This window comes from Sphingopyxis sp. OAS728, from assembly GCF_014873485.1.
In the GTDB taxonomy this organism is placed as follows: domain Bacteria; phylum Pseudomonadota; class Alphaproteobacteria; order Sphingomonadales; family Sphingomonadaceae; genus Sphingopyxis.
Genome location: NZ_JADBDT010000001.1, coordinates 2,076,790 through 2,092,590, shown reverse-complemented (window position 1 = coordinate 2,092,590; position 15,801 = coordinate 2,076,790). Strand labels below are relative to the sequence as shown.

Here is a 15,801-nt window from a genome sequence, read left to right as displayed (position 1 = left end):
GGAACGCCCCGCACCGGAATCGTGACGGAGCAGGCGGCCGACCGGCTCTATATCATCGACGCGCGCAACGGGGTCGAGCGGCGCATCCTGCTCGACTGGATGCATTCGACGAGCGGCGATGACGAACCGGCCTGGGCCAGCCTCGACATCGAGGATGGCGATCACGCGCTGCCCGTCGACGTGCTGCAGGCGCGGCTCGGCGGCGCGCCGTCGCGGCTGGTCGTGCCGCTGCGTGTCGCGTGGCGCATCCCGGGCTTCGACAAGGACCGCGCGCTCAAATTCCGGCATCTGATTTTTGGCGATCCGCGCCATCCCGGGCCGCTCCGCTCGCGGCTGATCCTGCTGCGCGACCGGCGGCGCGCGCAGATTCTCGTCGGCGAGGCGGCGACGCTCGACGCGCTGCGCGACCGTTTCTGCGCACAGACCGGCGGCGGCGACGGTGAGGGTGCCGACAGCCCCGAATTTGCAGGCTTCGTCGCGCGGCAGGCCGCGCTCGCGCTCGATGTCGCCGAGCGCGGGATCCGCGGAACGCGCTACAAGGTGCCGCGTTTCGTCGCCGACGGCCTACGCACCAGCCCCAAATTCCGCGCCGCGCTCGCCGATCTGGCGGAGAAGACGGGCCGGCCCGTCGGCGACCTCTATCGCGAGGCGCGCCCGCTGATGAAGGAGGTCATCGCGCGGCCATCGGCGCTCTTCCTCGACCTGCGCGCGCGGCTCGATCGCATGATGTTCGGTGGCTATGCGCCCGAGATGGAGATCGACGCCGCCGAGCTTGCGAAGCTGCGTTCGATCCTACGCGAGCATCCGACCGCGATCCTCTTCACCCACAAAACCTATATCGATGGTGCGACCCCCAGCCGGCTGACCTATGAGAAGGACATGCCGATGCTGCACAGCTTCGGCGGCGCCAATCTCGACTTCGCGGTGATGGGCGAATTCTTCCGCCGCTCGGGGATGATCTTCATCCGGCGCAGCTTTCAGGACCAGCCGGTCTACAAGCTCGTGCTGCGCCACTATATCGCGTGGCTGCTCGCCAAGCGCTTCCCCTTGAGCTGGGCGTTCGAGGGAACGCGCTCGCGCCTCGGCAAGCTGATGCCGCCCAAATATGGCCTGATGAAATATGTCCTCGACGCGGCGCATGCGACGGGGACGCGGGGCGTCCATTTCGTGCCCTTCGTCACCAGCTTCGACCTCATTCGCGACGTCGAGGAATATGCCGCGGAGCAGACGGGGCGGAACAAGAAGCCCGAAAGCCTGTCGTGGTTCATCGGCTATATGAAGAGCCTGAAGGAACCGTCGGGCCGCATCCGGCTCGACATCGGCGAGCCCGTCGTCATCGATCAGGCGCCCGGCCCCGACGACAAGCGCGCGCTCGAAAAGATCGCTTTCGCGGTCGCGGTCGAGGCGAACCGCGTCACGCCGCTCACCGTCACCTCGGTGATGTGCCTGATCCTTCTCGGCATGGCGCCGCGCGGCGCAACAGCGGCCGAGCTGCTCGGCGCGATCGGCGCGGTGACCGACTGGGCGCGGGCGCGCGGCATAAGGCTAAGCAAGGAACTCGAAAGCGGCGACGACAGCGCCCTGTCGGCGACCGTCGATACGCTCGTCGCGAGCGGGCTGCTCGCGCGCTACGAGGCGGGGAGCGAGAATGTCTATTCGATCGACCCCGCCAAGCACCCGATGGCGAGCTATTACCGAAACATCATCGCGCATCATTTCCTCGACCGTGCGATGATCGAACTTGCGCTGTTCGAACTGCGCGATGGCGACAGCGGCGATGCGACCGCCGCCTTCTGGGCGAAGATCGATCGGCTGCGCGACCTGTTCAAATTCGAATTTTTCTACCCGCCGCGCGATGAGCATCGCGCTGCGATCGAAGCCGAGCTGGCGCGCATCGATCCCGTGTGGGACCGCCGCCTTGCGAGCGGCGATCGCGGCATCGCGCAGCTTATCCGCCGCTGCCAGCCGGTCGTCGGCCACGCGATCTTGCTGCCCTTTGCAGAAGCCTATTCGGTCGTCGCCGAGCAGCTTGCGCGCGCGAAGCCCGGCGACGCCGTCGACGAAAAGGCGCTGCTCGACGCGGCGCTCGTCGAGGGCCGGCAAGCTTACCTCCTGCGCCGCATCAGCAGCGAGGCGGCGATCGGGAAATTGCTCTTCGCTAACGGCCTGTCGCTGATGCGCCATATGGGGCTCGCCGAGGAGGCAACGCCGGTCAACCTCGCCGCGCGCCGCGCGCTGCTGATGGAACTGCGCGGCCTCGCCAACGTCATGGAAACGATGCGCCTTTCAACCGTGGCGCTTGCGGACCGACTACCCGGTTCAGGAGGATAAATGCTCAAACAGCTCAGCGCGCAGGACGCCCAGTTCCTCTACACGCAGACCGCGAACAATCTGACGCACATCATGGGCGTTTATATCTACGACCCCTCGACCGCGCCCGGCGGTTTCGTGCGTTTCAAGGACATCATCCGTCACGTCGAAAGCCGCGTCGACACATCGCCCTTGTTCAAGCGCCGGCTCCACCGGCTGCCGTTCGACATGGACCATCCCTATTGGGTCGAGGACGAGCATTTCGACATCGAGGCGCATATGAGCCATGCGCGGCTGCCCGAGCCCGGCGACTGGCGGCAGTTCTGCATCGCGGTCGCGCGCTGGTTTTCGAAGCCGATGGATATGAACCGCCCCCTCTGGGACATCTATGTCATCGAGGGGCTCGACCGGATTCCGGGCATCCCCAAGGGCAGCTTCGCGATGCTCCACCGCGTCCACCACGCCGCGGTCGACGGCGCTTCGGGCGCGCACGCCTTTATCGCGATGAGCGATATCGATGCAAAGGGGACGCCCGCGATCGCCGAGCCGCCGCCGGTCGAAGAACTCGGCAAAGCGCCGTCGAGCACCGAAACCCTCTCGCGCGCCTGGTCGGCGTCGATGCAGTCGCCGGTCAAATTCATGAACGCGCTGATGAAAATGTCGCCCGCGATCATTTCGTCGGCGCGGAAATCGATCGCCGAGGGCGGCATGACGGCTGGCGTGCCCGAAACGCGCTTCAACGTGCCGGTGGGTCCGCACAAGATGTTCGACGCGACGACGGTCGCGCTCGCCGATGTCGCCGAAATCCGCAAGAAGGTGCCGGGTGCGACGGTCAACGATGTCGTGCTCACCACCGTCGGCGGCGCGCTGCGCAAATATCTCGCGAAGCACAAGGAATTGCCCAAGGACAGCCTTGTCGCGGTCGCGCCGATCAATTTGCGCGGCAAGGGCGGCAAGGCGTCGAAGCCGGGCAATCAGGTGTCGGCGATGAGCGTGCCGATCCGCACCGACATCGCCGATCCGCTCGAACGGCTCGCCGCGGTGCGCGATTATACGGTCGAGGCGAAGGAGGCCAAAGCGGGCGTCAGCGCGCGGATCATGACCGATTTGTCGCAGCATATTCCGGGCGCGACGATGGCGGCGGTCGCGCGGCTCGTCACCAGCGAACGTTTCGCGGTGCGCGGCACCAACCTCTTCATCTCGAACGTGCCCGGCGCACAGGTGCCGCTCTACCTCGCGGGGGCGCAGCTGGTGCAGCAGCACGGGATGGCGCCGCTCGCGAACAATATGGGCCTGTTCGTCGCGACCCCCAGCTACAACGGCCGGATCGCCTTTTCGCTCATCTCCGAACGCGCGGTGATGCCCGACATCGCCTTTTTCCGCGAATGTATCGACGAAAGTTTCGCCGACCTGATGGCAGCGATGCCCAAACCCGAAAAGCCCAAAGCCGCTACGGCAGAGCCGAAACCTGCGGCCAAGCCCAAGGCCAAACCCAAGGCTCAACCCAAGTCTGCGGCCCAAACTGCGACAAAGAGCAGGGTGAAACCGGTTGCTAAAGCGAACGCAACCGGCAAGACTCGCAAAAAATAAACCATGCTCTCGCAGGATTACCGAATGCTCTTCACCCCGACGCTCAGCGCCGACCGCGATCTCGTGACCGCACCCGATTACGCCGCATGGTCCAAAGCGGCCCGCGAACATGACAAAAAATCGGGGCTGCAGGCATGGCGCGATGCCGATGAGAGCAAGCATTTCGACTATAAGGCGATCCGCGCGCGGCTGGAAAAATTGCGCAAGCTGTCGGCGGCGGGTGACGTCAAGGGGCTGCTCTTCGTGCTCAACGAAGGCATCCACGGCAATATCGACGGCATGGGGCACGAGCGGCTGTACCAGAAGGCGCGCTTCGGCACGAAAAAGCTGATCGAGGATTATGTCGCCGAGGTCGTCGCCTCGCTCGACAAGATCGCAACCGCGCGCAGCATCAGCCGCGAGGAAAAGCGCGATTTCTTCCGCCGTGCGCAGCATTGCTACGGCCGCTCGGCGCTGCTGCTTTCGGGTTCGGGCAGCTTCCTCTTCTTCCATATCGGCGTCGTGAAGGCGCTTTGGGAAGAAGGCGTTTTGCCCGCGATCATGTCGGGCGCAAGCGGCGGGTCGATCGTCGCGGCGGTCGTCTGCACGCGCAAGAATGCCGACATCGGTGCCTTCCTCGAAAGCGGGCGCCTCGCCAACCCCAGCCGCAATCCCGATCAAAAACGCCTTGCGCCCGACGAGGTGCGCGAACGCCTCGCCGACCTGATCCCCGACCTGACCTTTCAGGAAGCCTATGAGGTCAGCGGCCGCCACCTCAATGTCTCGGTCGCACCCGCCGAAAAGCATCAGAACGGCCGGCTGCTCAATGCGATCACCGCACCCAATGTGCTGATCCGCGAAGCCGTGCTCGCGTCGTGCGCGGTGCCCGGCGTTTTCCCGCCGGTGATGCTGATGGCGCGCGACGACAAGGGCGAGCGCATCCCGTACCAGCCCGACCGGCGCTGGGTCGACGGGTCGGTGACGCACGATATCCCGACCAAGCGGCTCGAACGCCTCTATGGCGTCAACCATCATATCGTCAGCCAGGCGAACCCGATCGCGCTGCCCTTCGCAACCGACACGCGCAAGCAGATGGCGCCGATCGAGGCGATCCAGCACGCGTCGATGACGACCTTCAAGGCGTGGCTCAACGCGAATATGGTGATCTTCCAGAAGCCGCTCGAGCTGATCCCGCCGATCAACAGCCTCGCGAACATGGCGCGCTCGGTGATCAATCAGGAATATACCGGCGACATCAACATCATCCGCCCACCCAAATTCTGGTCGCCGACGAAGATATTGTCCGACCTCGCGCAGGATGACATCGACGAGCTGATCGACACCGGCGAACGCACCGCATGGCCGAAGGTCGAGATGGTTCGTACCCAGACCGCGATCAGCCGCGCGCTCGAAGCGATCCTCGCGAAGATCGACAAGGCGGGCGACGACGGCCCCGGCCATCGCAGCGCGGCGCTGAAGAAGGCGGTGCGCTGAGCATGGCGGCGGGGGCGGTGATCTTGCCGGCCGGATCCGCCGGCGCCGGGGCAAAGCTCCACGTCACCCACTGGCTTCCCGAAGGCCGCCCGCGCGCGATCATCTTGCTCGCGCACGGCTATGCCGAACACGCCGGACGTTATGAATATGTCGCGAAGCGGCTGACCGATGCGGGCTATGCCGTCTATGCGGTCGATCATTGGGGTCATGGCAATTCGGATGGCGAGGGCGGTTTCGTCCCGCGCTTTTCGGCCTTTCTCGATGGGATGAGCGAATTGCTGACGCTCGTCGAGGTCAATCATGCCGATACTCCGCGCCTGCTGCTCGGGCACAGCATGGGCGGGCTGATCGCGACCTTGTTTCTCGTCGAGCGGCAGCAGGCGTTCGTCGCCGCCGCGCTCTCGGGCCCGGCAATCCTGCCCGCCGAACCGCCGTCGCGCTTCACTGTCTGGATCAGCCGCTTCCTGTCGCGCTTCTTTCCGCGTCTCGGCGTGCTGTCGCTCGATTCAAATGGCGTTAGCCGCGACCCGCAAGTCGTCGCTGCCTATCAGGCCGACCCGCTCGTCTATGACGGCAAGATCGGCGCGCGGCTCGGCAAGGAATTCATGGACGCGATGGCGGTCGCGCAAGCCGACGCGCCGAAGATCCACCTGCCGATCCTGATCCAGCATGGCGAGGCCGATCGCCTCACGGCGCCCGCGGGCTCGCGCTATCTGTTCGCCAATGTCGCCTCGAAGGACAAGCGCCTCGAAATCTATCCGGGCCTGTTCCACGAAATCTATAACGAGCCCGAACGCGACGCCGTTCTCGACGATCTCATCGGCTGGTTCGACGCACATGTGAAAGGCCCGCCCGCCGCATGAGAATCCTGCTCGTCCTGATCTTCGCGCCGCTGATCGCGCTTGCGCTGATGTATTTCGTCTTCCCCGGCCGCCTCGTGGCGATCGGGCGTGCGTTGCTGCGCCGTCGCGGCGGGACGGTGCAGAAAAGCGTCGTCGTCGACGGTCGCACCTGGCCTTATCTGGAGGGCGGCGATCCGTCGAAGCCCTTGCTGCTTCTCGTCCACGGTTTTGCGGGCGACAAGGATAATTGGTCGATGATCGCGCCGTACCTGACGCGCGATTATCATGTCATCGCGCCCGACCTTCCAGGCTTTGGCGAAAATGAACGCAATCCCGATCTCGCCTATGACCTGCAGGCGCAGACCGCGCGGCTGAAGGCCTTTGCCGACGCGCTCGGCCTCCAGCGCCCGCATGTCGGCGGCAACAGCATGGGCGGCTGGATCGCGCTGCGCTATGCGATCGACTATCCGGACGCGCTCGCCAGCCTGATCCTGCTCAACAATGCGGGCGTCAACGGCGAACATGAAAGCGAGCTTCAGAAACAGGCGGCGAACGAGGATTATAATCCACTCATCCTCGCCAATCTGGAGGATGCCGACCGGCTGGTGGCGATGGTCGTGCACAAGCCGCCCTATATTCCGTCGCGGCTGAAGCCGGTGCTCTACGCCGACGGCCTCAAATATCGCGACCAGCTCGACAGGATCTTCTGGGTCATCGCAACCGAAGGGCGCGACCATCCGCTGAACGGCCGCCTCGGCGAGGTGAAGGTGCCGACGCTGATTATCTGGGGGCGCCACGATCAATTGCTCGATGTGAGCTGCGTGCCGGTCCTCGAAGCGGGGATCGCCGGAAGCGAGAGCCATATCTTCGAGCATGTCGGCCATGTCCCGATGATCGAGGATCCGAAGGCCACGGCGGCCGTGATGAAGGGCTTTCTTGCCAAGCATTGAAATGCGCGTCAGTCTCTCCCCAAAACAGGGAGAGTTTCATGCGGTTGAAGGTGGGGCTGCTCGGCGGGGGCAGCTGGGGGACGACGGTCGCATCGGTGGTGTCGCGCAATGCGCCGATCACGCTCTGGGCGCGCGATGCCGAAACCGTCGACGGCATCAATGCCGATAATGAGAACCGCAAATATCTGCCGGGGATCAAGTTGCCCGCCGCACTCCGCGCGACAAATGACCTCGCCGAAGTCGTTGCGGGCGCCGACGTGCTCGTCATGGGCGTGCCCTCGCACAGTTTCCGCGCCGTGCTCGAAGAGGCGCGTAATCACCTTCGTCCCTGGGTGCCGGTGATCAGCCTCACCAAGGGGCTCGAACTGTCCTCGGGCAAGCGCATGACCGAATTGATCGAGGAAGTGCTCCCCGGCCACCCCGTCGGCGTGCTCACCGGACCCAATCTCGCGCGCGAGATCATGACGGGGCAGGCGGCGGCGAGCGTGCTCTCGATGGAGGATGAGATCGTCGTCCGCGCGCTCCAGCCCGTGTTCCATTCGGGGCTGTTCCGCGTCTACACCAACACCGACCTCCTCGGCTGCGAACTTGGCGGCGTGCTCAAGAATATCATCGCGATCGCGGTCGGCATGGGCGACGGGCTGGGGGCGGGCGACAACACGCGCTCGGCGCTGATGACGCGCGGGCTTTCGGAAATCACCCGGCTCGGTGTGGCGATGGGCGGCCGCGCGGAGACTTTTGCGGGGCTCACCGGCATGGGCGACCTCATCGCGACCTGTACCAGCCCTTTGTCGCGCAACCGCCATGTCGGGGTCGAACTCGGCCAGGGGCGCCCGATCGACGAGATCATCGCGGGCATGAACATGGTCGCCGAGGGAGTGAAGAGCGCGCCGACGGTGATCGCGCTCGCCGAACGCTACGGCCTCGACATGCCGATCGCGCGCGACGTCTATGATGTGACGCAGGGAAAACGCAGCGCGCAGGACGTGTTCCGCGGCCTGCTGAAATCGAGTGTCGGCGCCGAATCGCACCCCGGGTGAGGCGATTCCGCCGCGACCCGTGCCTTTTCGGCGATTAGCGGGGAAGAAAACCACCATCTGCTTCGTTGACTCCCCTGACCGCCCTGCAACGGGCGGGCAATCAGGAGATGGACAATGAAAAAATGGACCACCCTCGCTATTCTGATGGCTCTCCCCGCCACCGCCGCCGTGGCCGCCGTTCCCTATGGCTCGATGCCGCCGGGATTCGACGCGCCGCACATCCGTACGTCGCCGATCGCGGGCGTCGTGAACCAGCAATGGTATAATTACAAAGCCGATATTCTCGAAGCGGAGAAGGAACTGCACAGCGACCTTCGCCATTCGACCGACCGCGAAGACCGCTGGGACGCGTGGGACGAATGGGAGACCGAGGTGGTCGACGCCGACAAGGATTATGTGAAGGAAATGCGCAAGAAAGGTTATCGCACCGGCCGCGTGACGGTCGGCGGCTAAGCCGCGCGAGTTCCCTGGAGCCTTGCTCCGGGTCGCAGGGAAGGGCGGGTGTCATGGGGCACCCGCCCTTTCTTTTTCAGGATTTGGCCTCGGCCAGCAGCGCCTTGGCCTCTGCGCCCTGCCAATCGATCGCGCCGACAACGCGCCAGACCTCGCGCCCCTCGGCGTCATAATAGATGCTCGTCGGCAACGCGCTGTTGGCGGCGTCGAGCAGGCCGTTCTCCGGATCGATATAGGGTTGCAGGACCTTCAGCCCCGCCTTCTTGAACCAAGGGTCGACGATTTCGGCTCCCTGCAAGTCTTGCGCGACCGCGATCACCGTCATGCGTTCGGCGCTTTTCGCCGCGAGCGCATCGAGCGTCGGCATCTCGGCGACGCACGGCGCGCACCAGGTCGCCCACAGATTGACGAGCAAAGGCTTGCCGCGGAAATTCGCCAGCGTCACCGCCGCGTCGTCGGGCCCGCGAAAGGCCGCGGTCGGCGCGGCTTCGCCCTTGTGGCTGCGATCGACTATATATTCGAACTGGCCGACGCCCTTCGCTTGGCCCGCCGAAACATTTGCTTGGCTTTGCCCCGCTTGCCCGTCCGGCTGCTTTTCCCTATCGCAGCCGGCGACTGATCCGGCCAGAAACACGGCGAGGATCGCAAGGGACGGATTTGGAACGCGGCGGATGGCGAATACTCCGGACAGCAACAGCATGTGGGGTGGCCGCTTCGGTGGCGGACCCGCGGCGATCATGCAAGAGATTAACGCATCGATCCCGGTCGACAAGCGCCTGTGGGAAGAAGATATCACCGCCAGCCGGGCGCATGCCGCCATGCTCGGCGCCGCGGGCATCATCGGTGCCGACGATGCGGTAGTGATCGACCGCGGCCTTGCGCAGATCGCCGAAGAATTCGGCGCGAACGGCGTGCCCGTCGATCTCAGTCTCGAAGACATCCACATGACCGTCGAATCGCGGCTGAAGGAGCTGGTTGGCGAGGCGGCCGGACGGCTCCACACCGCACGCTCGCGCAACGACCAGGTCGCAACCGATTTCCGCCTGTGGACGCGCACCGCGTGCGAACGGATCGATACGGGGTTGCAGGCGATACAGGCTGCGCTGCTCACGCGCGCCGACGAACATGCGGGCAGCATCATGCCCGGCTTCACGCATCTCCAGGTCGCGCAGCCGGTGACGCTCGGCCATCACCTGCTCGCCTATGTCGAGATGTTCGGCCGCGACCGCAGCCGCTTCGCCGATGCGCGCCGCCGCCTCAACGAATCGCCGCTCGGCGCCGCGGCGCTCGCGGGGACTGGCTTCCCGGTCGACCGCCATGCCACCGCCGCCGCGCTCGGTTTCGACCGCCCGATGGCGAACAGCATCGACGCCGTTTCGGACCGCGACTTCGCGCTCGAATTCTGCGCCTCGGCGTCGATCGCCGCGATCCACCTCTCGCGCCTCGCCGAAGAGATTGTGATCTGGGCCAGCCAGCCCTTCGGTTTCATCAGCCTGCCCGACGCCTGGTCGACGGGCAGCTCGATCATGCCGCAAAAGCGCAACCCCGACGCCGCCGAACTTGTGCGCGGCCGCGCCGGCCTGCTGCTTGGCGCCTTCCAGCGGCTCGCCGTGATCGTGAAGGGCCTGCCGCTCACTTACTCGAAGGATCTGCAGGACGACAAGGAAACCGTCTTCGGTGCGTTCGACGCGCTCGCGCTGTCGCTCGCCGCGATGACCGGTATGGTCGAAACGCTGACCTTCCGCACCGACCGGATGCGCGCGCTCGCCGCCTCGGGCTATTCGACCGCGACCGACCTCGCCGACTGGCTGGTGCGCGAGGCGGGGCTGCCGTTCCGCGAGGCACACCATGTCGTCGGTTCGTGTGTGAAGCGGGCCGAGGAATTGGGCGTCGAGCTGTCGGCGCTACCGGCGGGCGACGCCGCGGCGATCCACGCCGCGGTCACCCCCGACGTGCTCGCGGCGCTGACCGTCGAGGCGTCGGTCGCCAGCCGCACCAGCTATGGCGGCACGGCGCCGGACCGGGTAAGGCAGGCCGTCGCCGCCGCCCGCGCGACGCTCGAAGGAACGATGTGATGGCGACAAAGCGCCTCATCCTGATTGGCATAGCCGCAACCGCGCTGCTCGGCGCGTGCGGCGGCAAGGAAGATCTGAAGCCCGCGGCAGGCCAGCCTGCCCCGGTCATTCCCGTCGGCGCGACCCGCGCCCCGACTACGGAGGAGCTTACGACGCCTGACGCGCAGGCCCGGCCCGCGCGCAGCGACGAACTTCTCAAACGGTCCGAACAACGCGAAACCGACGATTTTGACTTGCCGCCTCCGGGCTGAGCCTCAGGACTTTTACCAATGAATCATTTTGAAATTCGGGACGGCGTGATGCACGCCGAGGATATTCCGCTGCCGCGCATTGCCGAAGAAATCGGCACCCCCGTTTATGTCTATTCGCGCGCCACGCTCGAACGCCACGCGCAGGCGTTTCGCGACGGCCTCAAGGATGTTCCCAAGAAGCACCTCGCCTTCGCGATCAAGTGCAACCCCAACCTCGGCGTCCTGCGCGTCCTCGCGCGGCAGGGCTATGGCGCCGACGTCGTGTCGGGCGGCGAGCTCGAACGCGCGCTCGCCGCGGGCATGGCACCCGAGGACATCGTCTTTTCGGGCGTCGGCAAGACGCGCGCCGAGCTGGCGCAGGGGCTCGACCGCGGCATCGGCCAGTTCAATATCGAGCATGAGCCCGAGGGTGTCGCACTCGCCGCAATCGCGCTCGCGAAGGAAATGACCGCGCCAGCGGTGCTGCGCGTCAATCCCGACGTCGACGCGGGCACGCACGCCAAGATTTCGACTGGCAAGGCTGAGAACAAGTTCGGCGTCGGCATCGATGTCGCGCCCGAAATCTTCGGCCGGCTCGCGGCGCTGCCGGGGCTCAACATGCGCGGCATCGCGGTGCATATCGGCAGCCAGCTCACCAGCCTCGCGCCGCTCGAGGCGGCGTTCACCCGCGTCGGACAGCTCGTCGCCGAACTGCGCGCCGCGGGGCACAGCATCACCCATGTCGACCTCGGCGGCGGCCTCGGCGTGCCGTACAAGGCCGACGACAATCCGCCGAGCCCGGCCGAATATGGCGCGATGGTCGCGCGCGTGACCAAGGATTGGGATGTCACGCTGATGTTCGAACCCGGCCGCGTGATCGCCGGCAACACCGGCGTGCTGCTGACCGAGGTGCTGTGGGTCAAGCCCGGCGTGACCAACCCGTTCGTGATCGTCGACGCGGCGATGAACGACCTCGCGCGCCCCGCGCTCTACGACGCCTATCACGATTTCGTGTCGGTGACCCCGACCGGCGAAACGATGACCGCCTCGATCGTCGGCCCGGTCTGCGAAACCGGCGACACCTTCGCGCGCGACCGCGTCACCGACAAGGTGGCGGAGGGTGATCTCGCGGTCTTCCGCACCGCGGGTGCTTATGGCGCGACGATGGCCTCGACCTACAACAGCCGCAGCCTCGTTCCCGAGGTGCTCGTCGACGGCGACCGCTATGTCGTCGTCGCCGACCGCATCGCGGCGGGCACGATCATGGCCGCCGAGCGCGTCCCCGACTGGATCGACTGACGTGGAGCAGCTTCCCATCTTCCTGAACCTCAGCGGCCGCACGGTCGTGCTGGTCGGGGAGGGGGAAGCCGCCGACGCCAAAGCGCGGCTGATCGTCCGCGCGGGCGGGCGGATCGTGCCCGAGTGGGAGGAGGGGACTGCAATCGCCTTCGTCGCGCTCGACGATGACGAACAGGCGCGCGCCGCGGCGCAGGCGCTCCGCGCGCGCGGTCTGTTCGTCAACGTCGTCGACCGCCCCGACCTCTGCGATTTCACCACCCCCGCGATCGTCGACCGCGCGCCGGTGACGATCGCGATCGGGACGGGCGGCGCGTCGGCCGGTCTCGCAAAGGCCGTCCGCCAGCGCATCGAAGCCCTGCTCCCCGCCCGCCTAGGCGCGCTCGCCGCGGCGCTCCACGCTGCGCGCGACGCCATGAAGGCGCGTTGGCCTGCGGCCGCCGATCGCCGCCGCGCGATTGATTCCGCACTGGCAAGCGGTGGAGCACTCGACCCCCTTAGCGCCGACGCGGCCGACAAGGTCGCAACCTGGCTGGCGAGCGAAGCGCCGGTTCACCCCTCGCGCCTCGAAACCATTGCGCTGACGAGCGCCGACCCCGACGATCTCACCCTCCGCGCCGCGCGCTTGCTCGGCGAGGCCGATCATGTCTTCCACGCGGCGAGCGTCCCCGCCGCCATCCTCGACCGCGCCCGCGCCGACGCGGTGCGCCACATCGCCGATGCGCCCCCGGGCGATCCGCCGCCCGGCCTGTCGCTCTGGCTTTCGCGATGACGAGGGCCCACCCGCTCTACGCCGCGATGGCGCCGACGATCTTCGAACATATGTCGGGGCTTGCGCGGGCGCATGATGCGATCAACCTCGGCCAAGGCTTCCCCGACGAGCCGCCGCCCCCCGACATGATCGCCGCCGCGGCGCGCGCGCTCTCCGAAAAGTCGAACCAGTATCCGCCAGCGTTCGGCCTCCCCGAATTGCGCGACGCGATCTGCGCCTTCTATGCGCGGCGGCAGGGCCTCACCCTGTCGCGCGAGCAGGTGATCGTGACGTCGGGCGCGACCGAAGCGCTCGCCGCCGCCATCCTCGCCTTCGTCGCGCCGGGGGACGAGGTGATCCTGTTCCAGCCCGCCTACGACAGCTATGCGCCGATGGTGCGCCGCGCCGGGGGCATACCGGTTTCGGTCGCGCTGAGCCCGCCCGACTGGCGCTACGATGCTGACCAGCTCGTCGCTGCAATCACCCCGCGCACCCGCGTGCTGATGCTCAACGACCCGCTCAATCCGGCGGGCACGGTCGCGAGCGAAGCCGAACTCGCGATGCTCGCCGACATCTGCGTGCGTCATGACCTCATCGCGATCTGCGACGAAGTCTGGGAGGATGTCCGCTTCGACGGAACCCCGCATCGGTCGCTGCTTTCCTTCCCGGGCATGGCCGAACGCGCGGTAAAGATCGGCTCGGCGGGCAAGATCTTCGGGCTGACGGGGTGGAAGACCGGCTGGCTATGCGCTGCACCCGAAATGGCGACCGCACTCGGCCGCGCGCACCAGTTCCTCACCTTCACAACCCCGCCCGCACTGCAATGGGCTGTGGCCGAAGGGCTGGGCCGGACCGACAGCTGGTTCGAGCCGCAGCGCAATCGCTGGGCCGCATCGCGTGTGCACCTTCGCGATGCGCTCGCTGCCGCCGGCTTCACCGTCCTGCCGAACGCCGCAACCTGGTTCCTCTGCATCGACCTCGCCGCATCGGACAGCAGCGCAATCATCACACCGGTCTGGATACCGAACACATTATGTGTCGTTCCCGAAAGCTTGGGATTATCGCGGACGTCGCCTCCTAGATCCATCAGCCAGATATCGCTAAACTCGCGTTCGGCGACCTTGCGGAACCCGTCGTAGGCGGCCTTGGCGATCGGCTTGCGCCCGATGACGAAGGCGACAATCCCTTCGTCACCCAACCGGTCCGACGCCCAGCGCACGAAGCGCGTGTACATGTCGTACACGCTATTCTTGTTCTGCGCCGTGCCTTCCTTGATGTACGTCTGCTTGATCCGTTCGTCGACGCGCTGATAGGGGCGGTTGGCGTTGTTCTGGTTATAATTTTCCTGCCACGCATTATAGGGCGGGTTGCCGATGATCACGCTGATCTTGCGCGCATTCTGTCGCTTGATGCGCTTGATATTGTCGTCGGTGATCGCGCCGAACATCTCGAACTGATGGCCCGAATAGATGCCGAGCGCGGCGACATTGTCGAGCGTGTCGACCAGGCAGAGATTCTCATATTCGGCGAACTCGCCGGTGATCGCCTGATAGGTCGCCTCTATATTCAGATTGGCGACATAATAGGGCAGGATCGCCACTTCGTTGGCGTGCAGCTCCTGCCGATATTTGTGGCGCAGCTTCTCGTGATTGCCTCGGAAATGTTCGAGCAACTCGACGATGAAGGTCCCGGTCCCCGTCGCGGGGTCCAGTATCTCGACCCCCTTGTCGATCAGGTTCTTCCCGAAATGCTTTTCGCACAGCCAGTCGGCCGAGCGGATCATGAAGCGGACAATCTCACCCGGTGTATAGACGACGCCCAGCCGGTCGGCCGCCTTGCGGTTATACGCCTTGTAGAAATCCTCGTAGAGCGCCTTCAGAAAACCCTGCTTTTCCGAATGGCTCTGGATCAGCGCCGCGGTCGACGCGATCCCGGCGTAATAGGGATCGAGCGCGCGGAGTAGCGTCGCCTTCTCGCCGCGATCGAACAATTTGTCCTCCAGCTTGTACAGCTCGGCGGCGACATTATTCTTGCGATGGAAATCGGGGTCGTTGAACACCTTGGCAAAGATGTCCTCGGTCAGGATGTGCTGGATCAGCATCTCGCGCACATCGTCGTCGCTGACCGCCGGATTGATCGCGTCGCGCGCATGCTGCAGGAAGGCCGCGACCGCCGTGGCGAACTCGCGCGAGGCGGCGTGCTTTTCGGCGATCCGGTCGCGCAGCGCCTTCAATATTTCGGGCAAGTCGGTCGCGAACTGTTTCACCGCCTTGTTGAAATCGGCAATCTCTGGGCGTTCGTGCGCGAAAAAGCGCGTGAGCAGGTTGAGCAGGCTGTCGTCGTCGCCCTGCATGTCGGCGCGCATCACCTCGGCCCCGTCCTGCCACAGCACCGCGGTCACATCGTCGGTGAAAACGATATTGTCGCGCGGATAGCCCTTGCGAAACTTTGCCTCGATCTCGGCTGCAAGATCGTCGTTCGCGTCCTTGGCCTCCCAATAGCCGAAGGGGACGCGCAGCCCGTGGAGCAGCGCACCGTCGACATAGATGCGCGTCATCTGTTTGGTCAGAATGTCGTGTTCGGCAATGAACTGCAGGTCGGTCGCGCGGCCCCAGCGCTTCAGCAGGTCCTTGAACGCCTCGCGCAGCACGCTTTCGCGCTGCGTGCCCGAAACGGCGCGCAGCCTGTCGAGTTCGGCCCGATACTCATTAATCAATTGGCGGCTCAATGATTTCTCCCCCCGTCGTCATGCCGGTGTCTACCAGCGTGTGCAACATGGGATAGAATCAGA

12 protein-coding genes and 2 pseudogenes are annotated in these 15,801 nt (G+C 65.6%); 12 read left to right on the top strand and 2 right to left on the bottom strand.

Going from position 1 to position 15,801, the window contains the following annotated elements; all coding sequences use genetic code 11:
* The first annotated feature begins 21 nt into the window (after window positions 1-21).
* The 7 genes from GGC65_RS09665 (at window position 22) to GGC65_RS09635 (ending at window position 8,658) form a co-directional block, all read left to right on the top strand.
* On the top strand, window positions 22-2,331 hold the full coding sequence (locus GGC65_RS09665) for a glycerol-3-phosphate 1-O-acyltransferase (RefSeq protein ID WP_318780150.1): 2,310 nt from the start codon (window positions 22-24) through the stop codon (window positions 2,329-2,331).
* Window positions 2,332-3,900 (top strand): wax ester/triacylglycerol synthase family O-acyltransferase, encoded by a 1,569-nt coding sequence (locus tag GGC65_RS09660; RefSeq protein WP_192646956.1) that lies wholly within the window; start codon window positions 2,332-2,334, stop codon window positions 3,898-3,900.
* Between the two features lie 24 nt (window positions 3,901-3,924).
* Entirely contained in the window at window positions 3,925-5,373 is a 1,449-nt protein-coding gene (locus GGC65_RS09655) for a DUF3336 domain-containing protein (RefSeq protein ID WP_192646955.1), read from the top strand.
* 2 nt (window positions 5,374-5,375) lie between these two features.
* A complete protein-coding gene (locus GGC65_RS09650; protein WP_192646954.1) occupies window positions 5,376-6,236 on the top strand; it encodes an alpha/beta hydrolase in 861 nt (286 codons plus the stop codon).
* The gene (locus GGC65_RS09645) at window positions 6,233-7,165 is read left to right on the top strand and encodes an alpha/beta fold hydrolase (RefSeq protein WP_192646953.1); all 933 of its coding nucleotides are present in this window, start codon (window positions 6,233-6,235) and stop codon (window positions 7,163-7,165) included. The genes GGC65_RS09650 and GGC65_RS09645 overlap by 4 nt, the downstream gene beginning before the upstream one ends.
* Before the next feature lie 38 nt (window positions 7,166-7,203).
* A complete protein-coding gene (locus tag GGC65_RS09640) occupies window positions 7,204-8,205 on the top strand; it encodes an NAD(P)H-dependent glycerol-3-phosphate dehydrogenase (protein WP_192646952.1) in 1,002 nt (333 codons plus the stop codon).
* A gap of 114 nt (window positions 8,206-8,319) precedes the next feature.
* Window positions 8,320-8,658 (top strand): hypothetical protein, encoded by a 339-nt coding sequence (locus tag GGC65_RS09635; protein WP_192646951.1) that lies wholly within the window; start codon window positions 8,320-8,322, stop codon window positions 8,656-8,658.
* Between the two features lie 76 nt (window positions 8,659-8,734).
* On the opposite strand, the gene GGC65_RS09630 is transcribed toward GGC65_RS09635, so the two are convergent.
* On the bottom strand, window positions 8,735-9,292 hold the full coding sequence (locus GGC65_RS09630) for a TlpA disulfide reductase family protein (protein ID WP_318780149.1): 558 nt from the start codon (window positions 9,290-9,292) through the stop codon (window positions 8,735-8,737).
* 64 nt (window positions 9,293-9,356) lie between these two features.
* On the opposite strand from GGC65_RS09630, the gene argH reads away from it, so the two are divergent.
* From argH to GGC65_RS09605, 5 genes and pseudogenes are all read left to right on the top strand, one after another.
* Window positions 9,357-10,733 carry an argininosuccinate lyase gene (gene argH, locus GGC65_RS09625; RefSeq protein ID WP_192649483.1) on the top strand — a complete coding sequence of 459 codons (1,377 nt, stop codon included), beginning with the start codon at window positions 9,357-9,359 and terminating at the stop codon, window positions 10,731-10,733.
* Window positions 10,733-10,984, top strand: a complete 252-nt coding sequence (locus GGC65_RS09620) for a hypothetical protein (RefSeq protein WP_192646949.1) — start codon at window positions 10,733-10,735, stop codon at window positions 10,982-10,984. Before argH ends, GGC65_RS09620 begins: the two co-directional genes overlap by 1 nt.
* Window positions 10,985-11,002: 18 nt before the next feature.
* Window positions 11,003-12,262 (top strand): diaminopimelate decarboxylase, encoded by a 1,260-nt coding sequence (gene lysA / locus GGC65_RS09615; RefSeq protein WP_192646948.1) that lies wholly within the window; start codon window positions 11,003-11,005, stop codon window positions 12,260-12,262.
* 1 nt (window position 12,263) lies between these two features.
* Window positions 12,264-13,031: a bifunctional precorrin-2 dehydrogenase/sirohydrochlorin ferrochelatase gene (locus GGC65_RS09610; protein WP_192646947.1), complete on the top strand. Its 768-nt coding sequence runs from the start codon at window positions 12,264-12,266 to the stop codon at window positions 13,029-13,031.
* Window positions 13,028-13,999: pseudogene (locus GGC65_RS09605) on the top strand (aminotransferase class I/II-fold pyridoxal phosphate-dependent enzyme); the annotation flags it as partial. The gene GGC65_RS09610 and the pseudogene GGC65_RS09605, both read left to right, overlap by 4 nt.
* Window positions 14,000-14,133: 134 nt before the next feature.
* Here the strand turns inward: GGC65_RS09605 and GGC65_RS23340 are convergent.
* Window positions 14,134-15,363 (bottom strand): annotated as a pseudogene (locus GGC65_RS23340) (N-6 DNA methylase); the annotation flags it as partial.
* Between the last annotated feature and the right edge of the window lie 438 nt (window positions 15,364-15,801).

What these genes read in the sequence shown, in the direction of transcription:
- GGC65_RS09660 (WP_192646956.1), top strand. Translation starts at nt 2,332, where the DNA reads ATGCTCAAACAGCTCAGCGCGCAGGACGCCCAGTTCCTCTACACGCAG.
- GGC65_RS09655 (WP_192646955.1), top strand. Translation starts at nt 3,925, where the DNA reads ATGCTCTTCACCCCGACGCTCAGCGCCGACCGCGATCTCGTGACCGCA.
- GGC65_RS09650 (WP_192646954.1), top strand. Translation starts at nt 5,376, where the DNA reads ATGGCGGCGGGGGCGGTGATCTTGCCGGCCGGATCCGCCGGCGCCGGG.
- GGC65_RS09645 (WP_192646953.1), top strand. Translation starts at nt 6,233, where the DNA reads ATGAGAATCCTGCTCGTCCTGATCTTCGCGCCGCTGATCGCGCTTGCG.
- GGC65_RS09640 (WP_192646952.1), top strand. Translation starts at nt 7,204, where the DNA reads ATGCGGTTGAAGGTGGGGCTGCTCGGCGGGGGCAGCTGGGGGACGACG.
- GGC65_RS09635 (WP_192646951.1), top strand. Translation starts at nt 8,320, where the DNA reads ATGAAAAAATGGACCACCCTCGCTATTCTGATGGCTCTCCCCGCCACC.
- argH (WP_192649483.1), top strand. Translation starts at nt 9,357, where the DNA reads ATGTGGGGTGGCCGCTTCGGTGGCGGACCCGCGGCGATCATGCAAGAG.
- GGC65_RS09620 (WP_192646949.1), top strand. Translation starts at nt 10,733, where the DNA reads ATGGCGACAAAGCGCCTCATCCTGATTGGCATAGCCGCAACCGCGCTG.
- lysA (WP_192646948.1), top strand. Translation starts at nt 11,003, where the DNA reads ATGAATCATTTTGAAATTCGGGACGGCGTGATGCACGCCGAGGATATT.